This is a genomic window from Streptosporangium sp. NPDC020145, from assembly GCF_040631275.1.
GTDB lineage: Bacteria > Actinomycetota > Actinomycetes > Streptosporangiales > Streptosporangiaceae > Streptosporangium.
The window spans coordinates 287,140-304,836 of the sequence record NZ_JBEXZT010000007.1 but is presented as its reverse complement, the minus strand read 5'-3'; the positions used below and the strand labels follow the sequence as shown (position 1 = coordinate 304,836).

Annotated in this window: 15 protein-coding genes and 1 tRNA gene; 14 read left to right on the top strand and 2 right to left on the bottom strand. The window is 69.5% G+C overall.

Going from position 1 to position 17,697, the window contains the following annotated elements:
* Window positions 1–64: 64 nt before the first annotated feature.
* Window positions 65–793 (bottom strand): class I SAM-dependent methyltransferase, encoded by a 729-nt coding sequence (locus tag ABZ463_RS16570; RefSeq protein WP_362776784.1) that lies wholly within the window; start codon window positions 791–793, stop codon window positions 65–67.
* Window positions 794–1,006: 213 nt separating this feature from the next.
* Here ABZ463_RS16570 and mfd point away from each other — a divergent pair, with 213 nt between their 5' ends.
* From mfd to ABZ463_RS16555, 3 genes are read left to right on the top strand one after another with little or no spacing between them, the layout of a single operon-like run.
* Window positions 1,007–4,537, top strand: coding sequence for a transcription-repair coupling factor (gene mfd / locus ABZ463_RS16565; protein ID WP_352013897.1), 3,531 nt, complete (start codon window positions 1,007–1,009; stop codon window positions 4,535–4,537).
* 27 nt (window positions 4,538–4,564) lie between these two features.
* Window positions 4,565–5,185: a SurA N-terminal domain-containing protein gene (locus ABZ463_RS16560; RefSeq protein WP_352013896.1), complete on the top strand. Its 621-nt coding sequence runs from the start codon at window positions 4,565–4,567 to the stop codon at window positions 5,183–5,185.
* A gap of 10 nt (window positions 5,186–5,195) precedes the next feature.
* On the top strand, window positions 5,196–6,173 hold the full coding sequence (locus tag ABZ463_RS16555) for a MazG family protein (RefSeq protein ID WP_362776780.1): 978 nt from the start codon (window positions 5,196–5,198) through the stop codon (window positions 6,171–6,173).
* Window positions 6,174–6,179: 6 nt separating this feature from the next.
* Here ABZ463_RS16555 and ABZ463_RS16550 read toward each other — a convergent pair whose 3' ends face one another.
* The gene (locus ABZ463_RS16550; protein WP_362776778.1) at window positions 6,180–6,944 is read right to left on the bottom strand and encodes a methyltransferase domain-containing protein; all 765 of its coding nucleotides are present in this window, start codon (window positions 6,942–6,944) and stop codon (window positions 6,180–6,182) included.
* A 112-nt stretch (window positions 6,945–7,056) separates the two neighbouring features.
* Here ABZ463_RS16550 and eno point away from each other — a divergent pair, with 112 nt between their 5' ends.
* The 11 genes from eno (at window position 7,057) to ABZ463_RS16495 (ending at window position 17,673) form a co-directional block, all read left to right on the top strand.
* Window positions 7,057–8,334, top strand: coding sequence for a phosphopyruvate hydratase (eno, locus tag ABZ463_RS16545; protein ID WP_352013893.1), 1,278 nt, complete (start codon window positions 7,057–7,059; stop codon window positions 8,332–8,334).
* 112 nt (window positions 8,335–8,446) lie between these two features.
* Entirely contained in the window at window positions 8,447–8,869 is a 423-nt protein-coding gene (locus ABZ463_RS16540) for a septum formation initiator family protein (RefSeq protein WP_352013892.1), read from the top strand.
* Between the two features lie 40 nt (window positions 8,870–8,909).
* Window positions 8,910–9,449, top strand: a complete 540-nt coding sequence (locus tag ABZ463_RS16535) for a DUF501 domain-containing protein (protein WP_362776775.1) — start codon at window positions 8,910–8,912, stop codon at window positions 9,447–9,449.
* Window positions 9,446–10,405, top strand: a complete 960-nt coding sequence (locus ABZ463_RS16530; RefSeq protein WP_352013890.1) for a Ppx/GppA phosphatase family protein — start codon at window positions 9,446–9,448, stop codon at window positions 10,403–10,405. The genes ABZ463_RS16535 and ABZ463_RS16530 overlap by 4 nt, the downstream gene beginning before the upstream one ends.
* Window positions 10,406–10,606: 201 nt before the next feature.
* Entirely contained in the window at window positions 10,607–11,956 is a 1,350-nt protein-coding gene (locus ABZ463_RS16525; protein WP_352013889.1) for a hypothetical protein, read from the top strand.
* A gap of 156 nt (window positions 11,957–12,112) precedes the next feature.
* On the top strand, window positions 12,113–12,910 hold the full coding sequence (locus tag ABZ463_RS16520) for a uracil-DNA glycosylase (protein ID WP_362776770.1): 798 nt from the start codon (window positions 12,113–12,115) through the stop codon (window positions 12,908–12,910).
* Between the two features lie 170 nt (window positions 12,911–13,080).
* Entirely contained in the window at window positions 13,081–14,397 is a 1,317-nt protein-coding gene (locus ABZ463_RS16515) for an FAD-dependent oxidoreductase (protein WP_352013887.1), read from the top strand.
* A 204-nt stretch (window positions 14,398–14,601) separates the two neighbouring features.
* Window positions 14,602–14,674: transfer RNA gene (locus ABZ463_RS16510), tRNA-Leu, on the top strand.
* A gap of 268 nt (window positions 14,675–14,942) precedes the next feature.
* Window positions 14,943–15,530, top strand: a complete 588-nt coding sequence (locus ABZ463_RS16505) for a helix-turn-helix transcriptional regulator (RefSeq protein ID WP_362776768.1) — start codon at window positions 14,943–14,945, stop codon at window positions 15,528–15,530.
* Complete coding sequence (locus ABZ463_RS16500; RefSeq protein ID WP_362776766.1) at window positions 15,527–16,483, top strand: hypothetical protein; 957 nt, start codon at window positions 15,527–15,529, stop codon at window positions 16,481–16,483. The genes ABZ463_RS16505 and ABZ463_RS16500 overlap by 4 nt, the downstream gene beginning before the upstream one ends.
* Window positions 16,484–16,893: 410 nt before the next feature.
* Complete coding sequence (locus tag ABZ463_RS16495) at window positions 16,894–17,673, top strand: Bax inhibitor-1/YccA family protein (RefSeq protein ID WP_362776764.1); 780 nt, start codon at window positions 16,894–16,896, stop codon at window positions 17,671–17,673.
* The last annotated feature ends 24 nt before the right edge of the window (window positions 17,674–17,697 follow it).

Genomic DNA, 17,697 nt, shown 5'->3' with positions numbered 1-17,697 from the left:
CGATCAACTTAGTCGGATTTCATCACCTTACCTACTCCAGTTGTCCCACACCAACCCCTCCGGCTCATATCAACCGGGCGAAGTGGTTCTGCGGCTTGCGGACGACCATGGTGATCTCGTCGTGCGAGGCGGGCCGCCGCCCCCGGGAGACGGTCTCGACCATGGAGCAGACGAGCTTGACCAGGGCGTGCTTCGACCCGCTCAGCGCCGGGCCGCTCGTGGCCGACACGTCGTCGGTCACCATCAGGCCGCGTGTCAGGCAGTAGGAGTGCATCCCCTCGCGCGAGGTGATCTCGCCGTAGAAGGGGCGCAGCGGGCCGACCGCGCCCTCGGGGGCCAGCTTCGGCCACAGCAGCCGCCGTAGCACGTTGGGCAGCAGCCGTTCGCACGTGCCGTAGGCCGAGGCGCGGTCGCGCATCCGCAGCAGCACCAGGCCGCCCGGGCGCAACCCGGCGAGCAGCCGGTCGAGCACCAGCTCCGGGTGCTCGATCCGTTCGAGCAGGAACGGTACGTGCAGGACGTCGAACGCGCGGGGCGGCACAGGCACCGAGCGCAGATCTCCCAGCGCCAGCGCGTCGAGGTCCTTGCGGGCCCCCGCGCTCACCCGCAGCGCGGGCAGGTCCTCGTCGATCCCGGTGACCCGCGCCTGGACCCCTTCGAGGTCGAGCGGCTCCGGCCATCCGCACCCGGCGACCAGGATGTCCAGCCGTCTGCCGGGCTGCCCCGCCGCCTGCTCACGAATCCGCCTGCTGAATATGTCGTCCCGCGAGACGACCGACCGTACCTCAGACATGCAACCGACAGTAGTCAATTGCGCACCGATAGTCGCGCATTGGCCATCGCCCGACGGTGACGATTGCGGTCCCCGCCCCAGGGGCCCCACGTGCCCACCGGGCGGACGGCGGGCCGGAACACCGTGGGCGAACACCGGTAGCCTGGGAGAGCCCCGTGCCGGACCCGGCCCGGGGCCTGCCGTGTTGCCGTCGTGGGGCTGTGGGCGAATCTGATGAGCCTTTCCGGACTACTTGACCTTGTCGCTGGAGAGCCGAAGCTGGCCTCCGTCCTCCGTGACGTGCGCGGGGGCGACCTCTCCGACGTCTCGCTGATCGCGCCGCCCGCGCTGCGGCCGTTCACCGTGGCCGCGCTGTCCAGGGACGGGGCCGAGGACGGCGCGCGGACCGTTCTCGCGGTGACCGCGACCGGCCGCGAGGCCGAGGACCTCGCCGCGGCGCTGACCAGCCTCATCGACGGTGACTCGGTCGCGGTCTTCCCCGCCTGGGAGACCCTGCCGCACGAGCGCCTCTCACCGCGCAGCGACACGGTCGGGCAGCGGCTGGCCGTACTGCGCAGGCTGGCGCACCCCGTCGCGGGCGACGCCGCCGCCGGGCCGCTGCGGGTGATCGTCGCCCCGGTCAGGGCCGTGCTCCAGCCGATCGTGCGGGGCCTGGGCGACCTGCGCCCGGTACGGCTGCGCGCCGGTCAGGACGCCGACCTCGACGCCGTCGTCGCCCAGCTCGTCGAGAACGGCTACAGCCGGGTCGACATGGTGGAGAAGCGCGGCGAGGTCGCGGTCAGGGGCGGGCTGCTCGACGTCTTCCCGCCCACCGAGGAGCACCCGCTGCGCCTTGAGTTCTGGGGCGACACCGTCGAGGAGATCCGCTGGTTCAAGGTCGCCGACCAGCGCTCCCTTGAGGTGGCCGAGGGCGGCCTGTTCGCGGCCCCCTGCCGGGAGCTGCTGCTGACCGAGGAGGTCAGGGAGCGGGCACGGCTGCTGGCCGAGGAGCACCCGGCGCTGACCGAGATCCTCGGGCAGCTGGCCGAGGGGGTCGCCGTCGAGGGCATGGAGGCGTTCGCGCCCGTGCTCGCCGGGGAGATGGACCTGCTGGTTGACCACCTGCCCGCGCGCGCCGCGGTGTTCGTCTGCGACCCCGAGCGCATCAGGGGACGGGCGGAGGAACTGGTGCGCACCAGCCAGGAGTTCCTTGAGGCGTCGTGGATCAACGCCGCCTCGGGCGGCGAGGCGCCCATCGACCTCGGGGCGGCGGCCTTCCGCAGCCTTGAGGAGGTCCGCGACCACGCGCGGGAGCTGGGCCAGCCCTGGTGGTCGATCGCGCCGTTCGGCGGCGACGACCTGGGCGACGGGCTGCTCCTGCCCGCCAAGGAGGCGGAGAGCTACCGGGGCGACACCCAGCGGGCGCTCGGCGACATCAAGGGCTGGCTTGAGGAGGACAGGGCCGTCGTGCTGCTCAGCGAGGGCCACGGCCCCGCCGAACGCATGGTCGAGCTGCTCAAGGGCGTGGACCTGCCCGCCCGTCTTGAGGCCGGGCTCGACACGGCCCCCGACCCCAAGGTCGTGCACGTCACGACCGGCCTGGTCGAGCACGGTTTCGTCGCGCCGGGGCTGGCCGTGCTGACGCATCTGGACCTGGTTGGGCAGAAGGCCTCGACCAAGGACATGCGCAGGCTGCCCTCCAAGCGGCGCAACATGGTCGATCCGCTCCAGCTCAAGGTCGGCGACCACGTGGTGCACGAGCAGCACGGCGTCGGACGCTACGTCGAGATGGCGCAGCGGACCGTGCAGGGCGCGACCCGCGAGTATCTCGTGATCGAGTACGCCAAGGGTGACCGCCTCTACGTGCCGACCGACCAGCTCGACGAGGTCACCCGCTACGTCGGCGGAGAGGCCCCCACGCTCAACCGGATGGGCGGCGCCGACTGGGCCAAGGCGAAGACCAAGGCCAAGAAGGCGGTCAAGGAGATCGCCGGGGAGCTGATCCGCCTCTACTCCGCCAGGATGGCCTCACCCGGGCACGCCTTCGGGACCGACACCCCCTGGCAGCGGGAGATGGAGGACGCCTTCCCCTACGCCGAGACCGGCGACCAGCTGGAGGCCATCGACGAGGTCAAGCGCGACATGGAGCGGGCCGTCCCGATGGACAGGCTGATCTGCGGCGACGTCGGCTACGGCAAGACCGAGATCGCGGTGCGGGCGGCGTTCAAGGCGGTCCAGGACGGCAAGCAGGTCGCGGTGCTCGTGCCCACGACGTTGCTGGTCCAGCAGCACCTGTCGACCTTCACCGAGCGTTTCTCCGGATTCCCGCTGAACGTCAGGCCGCTCTCGCGCTTCCAGACGGACGCCGAGGCCAAGGCGACGATGGAGGGACTGCGCGAGGGCTCCGTCGACGTGGTGATCGGCACCCACAGGCTCTTCTCCCCGGAGATCAGGTTCAAGGAGCTCGGCCTGATCATCATCGACGAGGAGCAGCGCTTCGGCGTCGAGCACAAGGAGGCCATGAAGCACCTGCGGACCCAGGTCGACGTGCTGGCCATGTCCGCGACGCCGATCCCGCGCACACTGGAGATGGGCCTCACCGGCATCCGGGAGATGTCGACGATCCTCACCCCGCCGGAGGAGCGGCACCCGATCCTCACCTTCGTCGGGCCGTACGACGACAAGCAGATCGCCGCCGCCATCCGGCGCGAGCTGATGCGCGACGGCCAGGTGTTCTTCGTGCACAACCGGGTCTCCAGCATCAACAAGGTCGCGGCCATGCTGCACGAACTGGTTCCCGAGGCCAGGATCGCCGTCGCGCACGGCCAGATGCAGGAGCACCAGCTCGAACGGATCATGGTGGGCTTCTGGGAGCGCGAGTTCGACGTGCTCGTCTCGACCACGATCGTCGAGTCGGGCCTGGACGTGCCCAACGCCAACACGCTGATCGTCGACCGGGCCGACAACTACGGCCTGTCCCAGCTCCACCAGTTGCGTGGCAGGGTCGGGCGTGGCCGTGAGCGCGGCTACGCCTACTTCCTGTACCCGCCGGAGAAGCCGCTCACCGAGACCGCCCACGAGCGCCTGGCCACCATCTCCCAGCACACCGAGATGGGCGCGGGCATGTACGTGGCGATGAAGGACCTGGAGATCCGGGGCGCGGGCAACATCCTCGGTGCCGAGCAGTCCGGGTTCATCGCGGGAGTCGGCTTCGACCTGTACGTGCGGATGATGGCCGAGGCCGTCCAGGAGCAGAAGGCCAAGCTGTCCGGCGCCCCCGTCACCCAGGAACGCGCCGACGTCAAGGTCGAGCTGCCGATCGACGCGCACATCCCGCACGACTACGTGACCTCCGAGCGACTGCGCCTGGAGGCCTACAAGCGCATCGCCGCCGTCGAGTCCGACGAGCAGGTCGCCGCGGTCCGTGACGAGCTCCTCGACCGGTACGGCAGGCCGCCCCAGCCGGTCGAGAACCTCCTTGAGGTCGCCCGCTTCAGGATCCGGGCCCGTACGGCGGGGCTGACCGACGTCACCCTCCAGGGGCAGAACATCCGCTTCGCCCCCGTGGACCTGAGGGACTCCCAGCAGGTCAGGCTGCAGAGGCTGTACCCGAAGGCACTGCTGAAGCAGGCGGCCGGTACGTTGCTCGTACCCGTGCCGAAGACCAGGCCGCTCGGCGGCCAGCCGCTGCGCGACCTGGACCTGCTCAGGTGGTGCGGTGACCTGGTCCAGGCGATGTTCCTTGAGAACCAGCCGGTAAAGTAAACGGCGTCTGTCGTGAAGGGATCGCAAGTGAAGTCGACTCGACTGCGCGTCATCCTGGCGGTCGCCGCCGCAGGAGCCGCGCTGACCGCCTGCTCTCCGGGGCAGGCAGGCACCGCCGCCATCGTCGGCGGTGAGCGGATCAGCACCGGCGAGCTGGACAGCAGCGTCAAGGAGTACGAGGAGGCCCTCGCCAAGGCCAACGTCTCCCCCGCTGACCTGCAGTTCCCCGGCAGCGTCCCGCAGGTGGTGCTGTTCCAGCTGGCCACCGCCAAGCAGTACACCAAGGCGGCCGAGCGGCAGGGCATCACGGTCACCGAGGCCGAGATCGACCAGGTGGTCGCCGCCTCCGGTGGCGAGGCCCAGCACGAGCAGCGGATGCTCCAGCAGGCCGTCGCGCCGTCGCACTCGCGCGAGTTCACCAAGGCCGGTCTGATGCTCACCAAGCTCATGGCCAAGTACGGCGGCGGCGCCGACCAGGAGGCGCTCCAGCGGGGCCAGGCCCAGGCGATCAAGGACCTGCAGGCCGTCAAGGTCACCTGGAGCCCGCGTTACGGCGTGCTGAACGACAACCGCAGCGAGCAGTCTCCGCAACTGTTCGTGGACGCGGGCCGTTTCGGCGCGATCCCTCCCGCCGCACGGGCCCAGTAGTCTCGGGGGCATGCCCCTGATCGTCGTCACCACCTCGCCCAGGGTCGCCCCCGGGCTGCTCAGCCACCACGCGTGGCAGGTCCTGAGGGAGGGGCCGGTGCGCACCGGCTCCGCCGGACATCCGCACCTGCCCCATCTGGAGGAGGCCGGCGTCACCGTCGAGGTCGTCGAGCCCGATCCGGCGGCCCTGGTGCGCGAGGCCCGTGACGGGACCGTGGTCTGGCTCGGGGCCGACGAGGCGTTGATGCGCGCGGTCGGGCACGCGGCGCTCGCCCTCGACGACCCGCCGGTGATCGAGGTGGTGCCGGGGTCGTACGACCTGCCGGGCGGGCGGCTGCTCGACCTGGTCGAGGTGATGGACCGTCTCAGGACGAACTGCCCGTGGGACGCCAAACAGACCCACGAGTCGCTGGCGCCGTACCTCCTTGAGGAGGCCTACGAGGTGCTGGAGACCATCGAGGAGGGCGACCACGCCGCGCTGCGTGAGGAACTCGGCGACCTGCTCCTCCAGGTGGCCTTCCACGCAAGGCTCGCCCGTGAGCGCTCCGCGGGGGAGGGCGGGTTCGACATCGACGACGTGGCCGACGGGATCGTCGCCAAGCTCGTCCGCCGCCACCCGCACGTGTTCGCGGACGTCAAGGTCACCGGCGCCGAGCAGGTCGGCGACAACTGGGAGGCCATCAAGGCCGCCGAGCGCGCGGCCAAGAACGACGGCGACGCCGGGTCCGTCCTCGACGGGGTCCCGATGGGCCAGCCCGCTCTCTCCCTGGCGGCGCAGCTCATCCGGCGCGCGGGGCGGGTCGGCGCACCGGACGGCCTGCTCGTCGATCCCGAGGCCGCCGGAGACGACCTGGGAGCGCGCCTGTTCGCCCTCGTACGGCGGGCGCACGAGGCCGGTCTCGACCCCGAGGCCGAACTGCGCGCCACCGCCCGCCGCTACCGCGACCGGGTCCGCGCCTGGGAGGCGGGGGAGACCGGGGAGGCCTGAACCGGGTCAGACCAGACGGCCGTTGACGAACTGGACGAGGCCGTAGGCGCGGTGGCGCAGGCCGGAGAAGCCGAGCCTGTTCAGGGCCTCGACCACCTCCTCGTCCCCGAACAGGCGCACCCCCGAGGCCACGCCGACGAGGGCGTTGAGCGGCCCGCCGTACGGCACCCGCCTGGTCGTCATGACGGCGATCCTGCCGCCCGGCCTGAGGACCCTGGCCATCCCGGCGAGAGCCTCGAAGGGGTGTTCGAACAGGTAGAGCGCCGCCAGGCAGGAGACCGCGTCGAAGCAGCCGGGCAGGAACGGCAGGCCGGCGGCGTCACCCCGGACGTAGCCGACGTTGCCGAGGTCACGCGCCCGGGTGTCGCGCACCGCGCGGGCGAGCATCGACGCCGAGGCGTCCAGGCCGACGGCCAGGCCCGCGGGGCCGACGCCGTCCGCCAGCGCCCGGGTCACGTTGCCCGGCCCGCAGGCGACGTCCAGCACCCGGTCGCCGGGTCCGAGTTCGAGCATCCTGCCGACCAGCGCCAGCTCCTGGCGGGTGCCCGGCCCGAAGGGGCCCTTCATCGCCCCGAGGACCGCCGGGCGCCAGACCCGCTCGTAGATTCCCGGCAGGAATCCCGAACGCATCAGCCACTGGACGGGCGATCCGGCGGGCTCCGCGCCGAGCAGGTCCAGGTAGCCGCCGGCCGTGGCGTCCCGTCCCGCCAGGCCGAGCAGGGTGGGGTCCAGCAGTTCACGGACCCGGTCGAGTGCCGTGGCTTGGCTCATGGTTCTGATTTGAGCACATCCGGAATTCGAAGGGGGAAGCCGCCCACCGTACTGGGAGGTAGGCCTCGATAGGCTTCTGCGGCAATCTGTCCTGCGACTTTAGGAGCGCTTCGTGGCTTCCATCGAGGGTGTCACCGCCCGCGAGATCCTTGACTCCAGGGGCAACCCGACGGTTGAGGTCGACATCTTGCTCGACGACGGCAGCGAGGGGCGCGCAGCGGTGCCGAGCGGCGCCTCGACCGGTCAGTTCGAGGCCGTCGAGCTGCGTGACGGCGACAACCGCTACGGCGGCAAGGGCGTCGAGAAGGCCGTGCTCGGGGTGACCGACGAGATCGCCGACGAGATTCTCGGGTTCGACGCGGCCGAGCAGCGCAGCATCGACCAGGTGATGATCGACCTCGACGGCACGCCGAACAAGAGCCGTCTCGGCGCGAACGCGATCCTCGGTGTCTCCCTCGCCGTGGCGAAGGCGGCGGCCGAGAGCGCGGAGCTGCCGCTGTTCCGTTACCTCGGTGGCCCGAACGCGCACGTGCTGCCCGTGCCGATGATGAACATCCTCAACGGTGGCGCGCACGCCGACACCAACGTCGACATCCAGGAGTTCATGATCGCGCCGATCGGAGCCGAGTCGTTCCGTGAGGCCGTGCGAATGGGCACCGAGGTCTACCAGGCGCTCAAGGCCGTGCTCAAGGAGAAGGGCTACGCCACCGGGCTCGGCGACGAGGGCGGTTTCGCGCCCAACCTGCCCTCCAACCGTGACGCGCTCGACCTGATCCTGGTCGCCATCGAGCGGGCGGGTTACGTGCCCGGTGAGGACGTCGCCCTCGCGCTCGACGTCGCGGCCTCGGAGTTCCACTCCGACGGCGTCTACACCATCGACGGCAAGGGCCTCTCCTCCGCCGAACTGGTGGCCTTCTACGAGGACCTGGTCGCCAACTACCCGCTGGTCTCCATCGAGGACCCGCTGAACGAGGAGGACTGGGAGGGCTGGAAGGCCATCACCAAGGCGCTCGGCGACAAGATCCAGATCGTCGGTGACGACCTGTTCGTGACCAACCCCGAGCGGCTCGGCCGGGGCATCGCCGAGGGCACCGCCAACGCCCTGCTGGTCAAGGTCAACCAGATCGGCACCCTGACGGAGACCTTCGAGGCGGTCGACCTGGCGCACCGCAGCGGCTACCGCTGCATGATGAGCCACCGTTCCGGCGAGACCGAGGACACCACGATCGCCGACCTCGCCGTGGCCACCAACTGCGGTCAGATCAAGACCGGCGCCCCGGCCCGCTCCGACCGCGTGGCCAAGTACAACCAGCTGCTGCGCATCGAGGAACTGCTCGACGACGCCGCCCGCTACGCGGGTCGCGCCGCTTTCCCGCGCTTCCAGCGGTAGTTTCGCCTGTATGGCTTGCGCCCGATTTGCTCGGGCGCGAGCCATACGGCGGGCGCTCAGGGCCCGGCCGTACGGCGAGGCGGGCGAAGCGAGCGGGGACGGGGAGGCGCGGGTGGCGAGACGGCCGCAGTTGACGGGACGGGCCGCGGTCCTCGCGATCGTGGTGTGCGCGATCGCCATGAGCCTCGCCTACCCGATCAGGGAGTACGTCGCGCAGCGGCGCTACATCGCCCAGCTCGAACAGCAACGGGCCAGGGAACTGGCCGAGATCAAGGAGCAGGAGGACCGCTACCGCCAGCACTTCGACCCCGGCTACATCAAGCGGCAGGGCAGGGAGCGGCTCTTCTACTGCGACCCGGGCCGCAAGTGCTACGTCGTCATGCGGGAGCGGCAGGGCCAGAGCCAGGGGCAGGGCGGAAGCATCCCGGCCGGGGGGAAGAAGGCCGTGACGTCGCCGTGGTACCAGACGCTCTGGGAGTCGGTCGAGGCGGCGGACTCGGGAACCGGTGCGAAGGTGGCCGGGACCGGCGGATGACCCCGATACCCTGGATGTCGTCTTTCAGGGGGTGTCACAGATGGTTGACGACCGCGACGTCGCGGCTGTGGAGCGGCAGCTCGGCCGGACCCCACGGGGTCTGCGGGCGGTCGCGCACCGCTGTCCGTGCGGACTGCCGGACGTGGTCGAGACGGCTCCCAGGCTGCCCGACGGCTCGCCGTTCCCGACGCTGTTCTACCTGACCTGCCCCAGGGCGGCCTCGGCCATCGGCAGGCTCGAAACCTCGGGGATGATGCGGGACATGCAGGCCAGGCTGGCCGAGGACTCCGAGCTGGCCCGGGCCTACCAGGCCGCGCACGACGACTACGTCGCGCGCCGCGACAAGGCCGCGGCCGAGCTGGGCATCGAGCCGCTGCCCAGGGACATGCAGAGCACCGGGGGCATGCCGGTCAGGGTCAAGTGCCTGCACGCCCTGGTCGGGCACGAACTGGCGGCGCCGGGGACCAACCCGTTCGGCCGCGAGGCGCTGGACGCGCTCGGCGAGTGGTGGGCGGACGGCCCCTGCTGCGCCGGGGAAACCCAGTCTTCAGACACGACAACCAACGAGGAGACCATGTGACCCGTGTCGCCGCGATCGACTGTGGCACCAACTCCGTCCGCCTGCTCATCGCCGACATCGACGGGGGCGTCCTGACCGACGTCGAGCGTCAGATGGAGATCGTCAGGCTGGGACAGGGCGTCGACAGGACCGGCAGGCTGGCCCCGGAGGCGCTCGAACGCACCTTCGCCGCGATGCGCGGTTACGCCGGGCTCATCGAACGGCACGGCGCCTCGGCGGTGCGGGTCGTCGCCACCAGCGCGACCAGGGACGCCGCCAACCGCCAGGACTTCGTCGACGGTGTCAGGGAGATCTTCGGCGTCGAGCCCGAGGTGATCACCGGAGCCGAGGAGGCCGAGCTGTCCTTCACCGGGGCCACCCGTGACCTGGTACGGCTCTCGCCGGAGACCGGCCTGCCGACCCCGGAGGGAACCAGGCCGCCCTACCTCGTGTTCGACATCGGCGGTGGCTCGACCGAGTTCGTGCTCGGTTCGACGCACGCCGAGGAGGCGATCTCGGTGGACATCGGCTGCGTCAGGCTGACCGAGCGGCACCTGCGTGGCTCGACGGCGCCGCCGTCCCCCGAGGTGGTCGAGGCCATCACCTCCGACATCGACGACGCGCTCGACCGGGTCGCGGAGAAGGTTCCGGTAGAGCGGGCGCTGACGCTGGTGGGTCTCGCGGGCTCGGTGACGACCGTCGCGGGAATAGCGCTTGACCTGCCGGAATATGACCCGGATAAAATTCACCACTCGCGAATTCCGGCAAATCGGGCGCATGAGATTTCCCGTCGACTGCTGGGGATGACCCACGAGGAACGCGCGGCCATAGGGGTCATGCATCCCGGCCGGGTGGACGTCATCGGCGCGGGTGCCCTCATTCTCGACCGCGTCCTGCAGCGGTACGGATTCGACGAAGTCGTTGTCAGCGAACGTGACATCCTCGATGGAATCGCATGGCTGACATCTAAACTTTAATGAGATCTAGACATTTGACTTGTTGATGGGGTATTGAGAGATCGTTCCGTTCATGATTAGGTAAAGGGGCTTTAGCGAGGCTTTGCCGTGGGGCCCGGCACAGCTGGTGTCGGGGCGGCAACCGTCTCCGGAGCGCATTCGCTTCCTAACGAAACGGAGCAACCCCTCATGAAGTCCGGACTAGCACGCAGGCTAGCCGCGGTGAGCGCCGGCACGGCCATGCTGGCGACGATGGCGACGGCCCTGATGGCCTCGCCCGCGGCCGCTGCGAGCGCATCCACCCAGACGGCCGCCACGGCCGTCGCCAAGCCGAGGCCCGCGGTCTCGGTCGGCACCCCCAAGGCGTCCCCCTCGAACTACAAGGGTGACTGCCCCGTCAACGTGACCTTCTCCTCGACCGTCAAGGTGAAGGCCGTCGCCTCCCGGACCACCGTCGCCTACCGCTGGCTGCGCGGCGACGGCTCCAAGAGCAAGGTCAAGACCCTTGTTCTGAAGGGCAAGGGCAACAAGTCGGTCACCGTCAAGGAGACCTCGAAGTTCAAGGGTGACGTCAAGGGCTGGCAGGCCCTGCAGGTCTTGGCCCCCAGGGGCGCGACCTCCAAGAAGGGAAGCTTCCGGGTTTCCTGTGGTGGTGGCGACGAGGGCGGCGGCAAGGAAGTCATCCAGGTCGGCGTCGGCGCCCGCGCGTGGGTCAACGAGGGCAACTGCCAGGCCACGCTGGTCGGCCGCATCACCGCCTCCAGCCCCACCTGGGTGCGGTACCGCTGGGTCGTCAACGGTGACGTCGTCGACCGTGACGTCGTCCGCGTCAGCAGCTCGACCAAGGTGTTCCACGTGATCAGGCCGCGTCACAGCCTCAGCGGCTGGGCCGTTCTGGAGATCGTGGACCCGGTTCAGAACTCCTCCAACCGCGTCGGCTTCAGGGTCTGGTGCAAGGACGAGTCGCCGAAGGTGACCGCGTCCGTCAGCGCTCCCGACTCCTACACCGGCACCTGCCCGGTCACCCGTAACTTCACCGGCACGATCTCGGTCTCCGAGGGTCGTGGCAGCGTCAAGTACCGCTGGATCCGTGACGGCGTCGCCGGTTCCTGGCAGGACGTCTACTTCGGTGGCCACGGCTACCAGTCCCGCACCGTGACCGACTCCTGGGGCGCCTCGGCCTCCGGGACGAGCAAGCGGGCGATCGAGCTCTACCGTGGTTCGACCACCGGCACCGTCGAGGGCAAGGTCACCTGCCAGGCCCCCGCTCCCGAGGTGAAGGTCTGGGTCGTGGGCGAGAGCGTCTCGGCCACGCAGACCGCGGGCGCCTGCCCCGCGGCCTCCCTGTCCGGCTCCGGCCAGATCTACGCCAGTGGCGCGACCACGCTCACCTACCGCTGGACCGTTGACGGCGTGACCGTCGAGTCCGGCCCGCTGGTCTTCACCGAGGCCGGCACCAAGACCGTGACCTTCACCAAGGCGACGAACGGCACCCACGGCGGCAGCGCGAAGCTGGCGATCGACGGGGCCGGCTCGCAGTCGGTGAACTTCAACGCGGTCTGCCAGGCCTGAGCGCGTGCCGGGGGAACCCTCCCGGCTCCGTGACGGCCCGCCCCACGTCTGACGCGGGGGCGGAAACGAGTTGAGAGAGCGGCGCTCGCCTCAGGCGGGCGCCGCTTTCGCGTGCCCGAGGTTAAGGGCGTGTTTCCTCCTGGCACGATCGAGGACATGACATTCGTTCCTCCAGGGTCCGGCTGGCCCGAAGACCCCGCCCTGCCGGACACCCCCGTCGCCCACGACCCCGCCCAGGTCGTACGGCTGGCGGCGGCGAGCCGTACGCTCGGTGAACTGACCGCCAGGCAGTCCGTCTGCCGGGCCTGCCCACGCCTGGTCTCCTGGCGGGAGGAGGTGGCGACGGTCAAACGGCGGGCCTTCGCGGAGGAGACCTACTGGGGCAGGCCCATCGCCGGGTGGGGAGAGGACAGGCCGGAGGTCCTCATCGTGGGGCTCGCCCCCGCGGCGCACGGCGGCAACCGCACCGGGAGGATCTTCACCGGTGACCGCAGCGGAGACTGGCTGTTCGCCTCGCTGTACCGGACGGGGCTCGCCGTACAGGAGACCAGCACGCGCGCCGGGGACGGGCAGCGGCTTGTCGGCGCCCGGATGCTGGCCTCGGTGCGCTGCGCCCCGCCGGGCAACAAGCCGGAGCCGGCCGAGCGTACGGCCTGCTTCCCCTGGCTGGCCAGGGAGATCGAACTGGTCGCCGACAGCGTCCGGGTGATCGTCGTGCTCGGGGGATTCGCCTGGCAGGCGATCTGGCCCGCGCTACGGGAGGCCGGGTACGTCCTGCCCTCCCGCAGGCCGCCCTTCGGACACGGCGCCGAGGTCGAGATCTCCCGTGGCGGGAAAACGGCCCGTCTTCTCGGGTGCTACCACCCGAGCCAGCAGAACACGTTCACCGGCCGGGTGACGGCCGAGATGCTCGACACCCTTCTGACCAGGGCAAACGTGTTGCGGAGCTTGTGAACTCGATCACAAAGAGAAGATCGTCAAAACTTCGCTCTGAAATGTCCGGATTTTCTCGCTGTTCTGGAAACTATGGCGAAAGTTACACAGGGGGTGCCTGGTCTGGTTTTCGAGGGAGACGTATGCTTGTGAAAGCTTTCACAAGGCATCGACCTAAGGATGGCGTCGAAGTGAACCGTACCGCCAAGCACATCGTGGTCGTCGGCGGAGGTTACGTCGGGCTCTACACCGTGCTGCGTCTGCAGCACACCCTTCGTAAGGAACTGCGCGACGGTAGCGTCCGGATCACCGTTCTCACCCCCGAATCCCACATGACCTACCAGCCGTTCCTTCCCGAGGCGGCGGCGGGAAACCTCTCGCCCCGGCACGTCGTCGTCCCGCTGCGGCGGGTGCTGTCGAAGGCGACGATCCTCAACGGCAAGGTCACCAAGGTCAACCACGCGGCCAAGACCGTGGCCTTCGAGCCGAATGTCGGCACCCCGCACGACATCGGCTACGACATCCTCGTCATGGCGGCGGGATCGGTCTCGCGCACGCTGCCCATCCCGGGTCTGGCCGACGCCGCGATCGGCTTCAAGACGGTCGGTGAGGCCATCGCGCTGCGCAACCGGGTGCTCGAACTCCTCGACCGCGCCGAGACCGACGAGGACGAGGCGCTGCGCCGCAGGGCGCTGACGTTCGTCGTGGTCGGCGGCGGCTTCGCGGGCGTCGAGGCGCTGGCCGAGCTTGAGGACATGGCCGTCGACGCCGTCCGTTACTACCGCAACGTCTCCCGCAAGGACATGCGCTGGGTCCTCGTCGAGGCGACGGACCGCATCCTGCCCGAGGTCGGCCCCGAGATGGGCAAGTGGACCGCCGAGCAGCTGCGTGAGCGCGGCATCGAGGTCAAGATGAACACCCGCCTCGACTCCTGCGAGGGCGGCCTGGTGAAGCTCTCCGACGGTGAGGAGTTCGAGGCGGCCACCATCGTCTGGACCGCGGGGGTAAAGCCCAGCCCCGTCGTCAACGCCGGGGACCTGCCCCTGGACGAGCGCGGCCGGATCAAGACCACCACCCGGCTGACCGTGGCCGGCGTCGAGGACGCCTTCTCGGCGGGCGACGTGGCCGGTGTGCCCGACGTGACCAGCCCCGGTCAGTACTGCGCGCCCAACGCCCAGCACGCCGTACGGCAGGCCAAGGTGCTGGCCGACAACATCACCCGGCACCTGCACGGCCAGCCGCTGGCCGACTACCGCCACAAGTACGTCGGCTCGGTCGCCGGGCTCGGCCTGCACAAGGGTGTCGCCAACGTCTACGGGATCAAGCTCCGTGGGCTGCTCGCCTGGTTCATGCACCGCACCTACCACCTGTCGCGGGTGCCGACCGTCAACCGCAAGGTCCGCGTGACGATGGACTGGACCCTCGCGCTGTTCTTCAAGCGGGAGACCGTCTCGCTCGGTGAGATCGAGGCGCCCCGTGAGGAGTTCCGCAGCGCGGCCAGGACCTGACGGCCACCCGGCGGTCACCCGAAGGTGGCCGCCGTCCGTCGCGAGCCCCTTCCCGGTCCGTTCCGGGAGGGGGCTCGCGCGTTCACACCGTACGGCCGGGACTGGGGGCGGTCTCGGAGATCGGAACGCTGTGGCATGGTTTGTGTGACGCCTGATACAAAGTTGTGCTCCTCTGATGAGTGGTCAGTTACGTATGATTACGGCGTCCCCGTAGCCCAATGGCAGAGGCAAACCCCTTAAAAGGGTTCGAGTGAGGGTTCGAGTCCCTCCGGGGGCACTCGTAGTGATCCGCGAAGTTCGGCCCGTGACCAGGAAAAATCGGTCACGGGCCGCTCTGTTGTGTGGGAAAACCCCGGGTCGGGGCGTTTCGTGTTGTCCCGTCGTTTGCGCGCCGATCGTATGTGGTCCTGTCGGCCAAATTATGGCGCGGAAATCCCGGTCTTCCAGATCGGCCGGATGTCGTGATCTGTTCAGGGCGTTTTCGGGCGCCGTTGCGGTGCCGTACGGCGCCTCCTATAGTCGGTTCCTGATATCAGGAGGCGACTATGGCTCGAAGTGTGGACAACCCTCTGGCCCTGGGAGTGCTGGGGCTGCTGCTCGAAAGGCCCATGCACCCCTACGAGATGGCCGTCGTGCTGCGGGAACGCGGCAAGGACGCCAGCGTCCGGATCAACCGGGGCTCGCTCTACGACGTGGTCACGGCCCTTGAGGGGGAGGGGTGGATCGTCGAGAAGGCCAGGGTCCAGGAGGGCAACAGACCGGCTCGCACGGTCTACGCGATCACCGAGGCGGGCCGGGACGCCTTCGTACGTCGGCTCGACGAGCAGATCCGCGTTCCCCGGCGCGAATATCCCCTCTTCCTCACCGCCGTCGCCTACCTCGGCGCCCTCGGCCCCGAGCGCGCGCGGGCGGCGCTGCTGGAGCGGGCCGAACGGCTGCGCGCCGCCATGGCCGAGGACCGGCGGGCCCTCGACGACGCGCTGGCCTCGGGACAGGTGCCCCGCCTGTTCGTCATCGAGGCCGAATACGCCCTGCACATGACCCGTGGCGAACTCGACTGGGTCACCGGCGCCGCGGAGGAGATCCGCACAGGAAGCCTGACCTGGCCCGACGACCGAAAGGACCTCACATGACATCGGGCGGCCTTCTCTTCGGGATCTACCCCGGCGGAGCGGCCGGCGACGAGAACGGCGGAGTGCTCCAGGGGCCTCCGGACGACCCGAGACGGATCACCGAGGCGCTCACCCACCTGCGCCCTGACGGCGGGCCCTTCCTGGTCCGCGGCTACGTCAGCTTCGCCGATCCCGGAGACGTCTACCCGCAGGCCCCCGAGCGCGTCGAACGGTACGCCACCGACGGGCGCGCACTCGACCTGGTCGCGCAGTACCGCTCGCACAGCGGCGACGTCGCGGGCTACGTGGCCTTCGTCCGTGACCTCGTCCGCCGTCACGGGACGCGTGTCGCGACCCTCCAGGTGACGGAGGAGCCGAACCTGCCGCTGTACGACGGAGGCCACCCCCGGGTGCTCGAAGCCCTCGTCGAGGGTGTCGTCGCGGCCAAGGAGGAGGCGCGCCTGCTGGGCCTGGACCACCTCAGGGTCGGGTTCAACACCACGCCCCTTTTCGGCCCCGCCGAGGGCTTCGTCGCCGCGCTCACCGCCGACGGCGGACGGCGCTTCGTCGAGGCCGTCGACTACGTCGGCCTCGACTTCTTCCCCGACGTCTTCCGGCCAGCCCTGGCGGACGGCCTGGCGGAGGCCGTCGCGGGACTGCTCGGCCACCACCGCGACCGGTGCCTCACCCCGGCGGGCATCGACGAGTCGGTCCCCCTGTGGATCACCGAGAACGGCTGGCCGACCGGTCCTGACCGGAGTCCACAGCGACAGGCCGAAGTCCTGGAGACGATCGTCACGGTGATCGCGGACCACCGCACTCGGCTCAACATCGGCGGCTACACCCATTTCGCCCTGCGGGATGCCGACAGTGCGAAACCCGGTCTGTTCCACCGGTTCGGCCTTCTCGGTGACGACTACCGGCCTAAACCCGCGTTCGACACTTATCGGCGACTCGTCGAGCGCTTCGGTTGATGGAGCGGAACACGCTTTCGACGGTGCACGGTTGTTTTCCCCGCTGTGACCGTGTCGTTTTCCTTACCGGAGACACCGGGTGGGGAAAACAACGCGACAAATCCACGGGCGGCTGGTTTCCGGAAGCGACCGGACGATTCCGGGAAGCGTTTCCCGCCCTCGCTCCGGTCGTTTCCATTGACCCACCGGCCCCTTCCCGGACCTCCCGGCGGGGGAGGGGGCCTGGCGTGGACCCGGCGGGCGGGCCATGATGCCTCCGTAGGGCCGGGAACCCGGCGCTGCGGCCGTTCGTTGGAATCCTCGGCGGTAGCCGTACGGTCACTTGACCCTAAAACGGACAACAACACGATACGGCCGTGTGACAACCGATCTATACGCCGATCGCGTAGGTCGCAGCGTGGAGGCTAGCGATGGAAAGCAAGAATCCTGTGTTCAGCAGGCAGGCGCCCGGGAGCCAGCAGGCCTGGGGCACCCCGACCCCCGAGCAGCTCAGGGGAATGTATGACGCGCCCTCCTACGCGCCGCCCGCGCAACGGAGGATGACCATCGACGACGTGGTCGTGCGCGGTTTCATCACCTTGGGCACGCTGGTCGTCTCCGCCGCGCTCGCCTGGGCGCTCAACCTCGGAAGACCCGCACTGATCATCGGCGTGCTCGCCGGCCTGGTGCTCGCGTTGATCGTCTCGTTCAGGCAGAGCACCAACCCGGTGCTGATCCTCGGCTACGCGGTCTCCTACGGCGTCGCCATCGGTGTGATCAGCCACGCCTACAACGACCTGTACAACGGTGTCGTCTTCCAGGCGGTCGTCGGTACGGCACTGGCCTTCGGCGCCATGCTGGCGGTCTACATGCTGCGCATCGTCCGGGTGACGCCGAAGTTCACCAAGTTCGTCGTGGCGGCCGGGCTCAGCCTCATGGGTCTCATGCTCGTCAACTGGCTGGCGACCTTCTTCATCGAGGACGGCGTCGGCATCCGCTCCGGCGGCCCGCTGTCCTACGTCTTCAGCATCGCGGCGATCCTGGTCGGCTGCTTCTTCCTGCTCCTCGACTTCGACTCGGTCGAGCAGGGCATCCGCGCCGGAGCCCCCGCGAAGTACTCCTGGCTGATGGCCTTCGGCCTGACGGTCACCCTGGTCTGGATCTACCTGGAGATCCTCCGCTTCGTCAGCTACTTCACCAGTAATGACTAGCTGCCCGACCACCCCGAACACCCC

What these genes read in the sequence shown, in the direction of transcription:
- ABZ463_RS16520 (WP_362776770.1), top strand. Translation starts at nt 12,113, where the DNA reads ATGACATTCGTTCCTCCAGGGTCCGGCTGGCCCGAAGACCCCGCCCTG.
- ABZ463_RS16570 (WP_362776784.1), bottom strand. Translation starts at nt 793, where the DNA reads ATGTCTGAGGTACGGTCGGTCGTCTCGCGGGACGACATATTCAGCAGG.
- ABZ463_RS16495 (WP_362776764.1), top strand. Translation starts at nt 16,894, where the DNA reads ATGGAAAGCAAGAATCCTGTGTTCAGCAGGCAGGCGCCCGGGAGCCAG.
- ABZ463_RS16500 (WP_362776766.1), top strand. Translation starts at nt 15,527, where the DNA reads ATGACATCGGGCGGCCTTCTCTTCGGGATCTACCCCGGCGGAGCGGCC.
- ABZ463_RS16550 (WP_362776778.1), bottom strand. Translation starts at nt 6,944, where the DNA reads ATGAGCCAAGCCACGGCACTCGACCGGGTCCGTGAACTGCTGGACCCC.
- mfd (WP_352013897.1), top strand. Translation starts at nt 1,007, where the DNA reads ATGAGCCTTTCCGGACTACTTGACCTTGTCGCTGGAGAGCCGAAGCTG.
- ABZ463_RS16505 (WP_362776768.1), top strand. Translation starts at nt 14,943, where the DNA reads ATGGCTCGAAGTGTGGACAACCCTCTGGCCCTGGGAGTGCTGGGGCTG.
- ABZ463_RS16555 (WP_362776780.1), top strand. Translation starts at nt 5,196, where the DNA reads ATGCCCCTGATCGTCGTCACCACCTCGCCCAGGGTCGCCCCCGGGCTG.
- ABZ463_RS16535 (WP_362776775.1), top strand. Translation starts at nt 8,910, where the DNA reads ATGGTTGACGACCGCGACGTCGCGGCTGTGGAGCGGCAGCTCGGCCGG.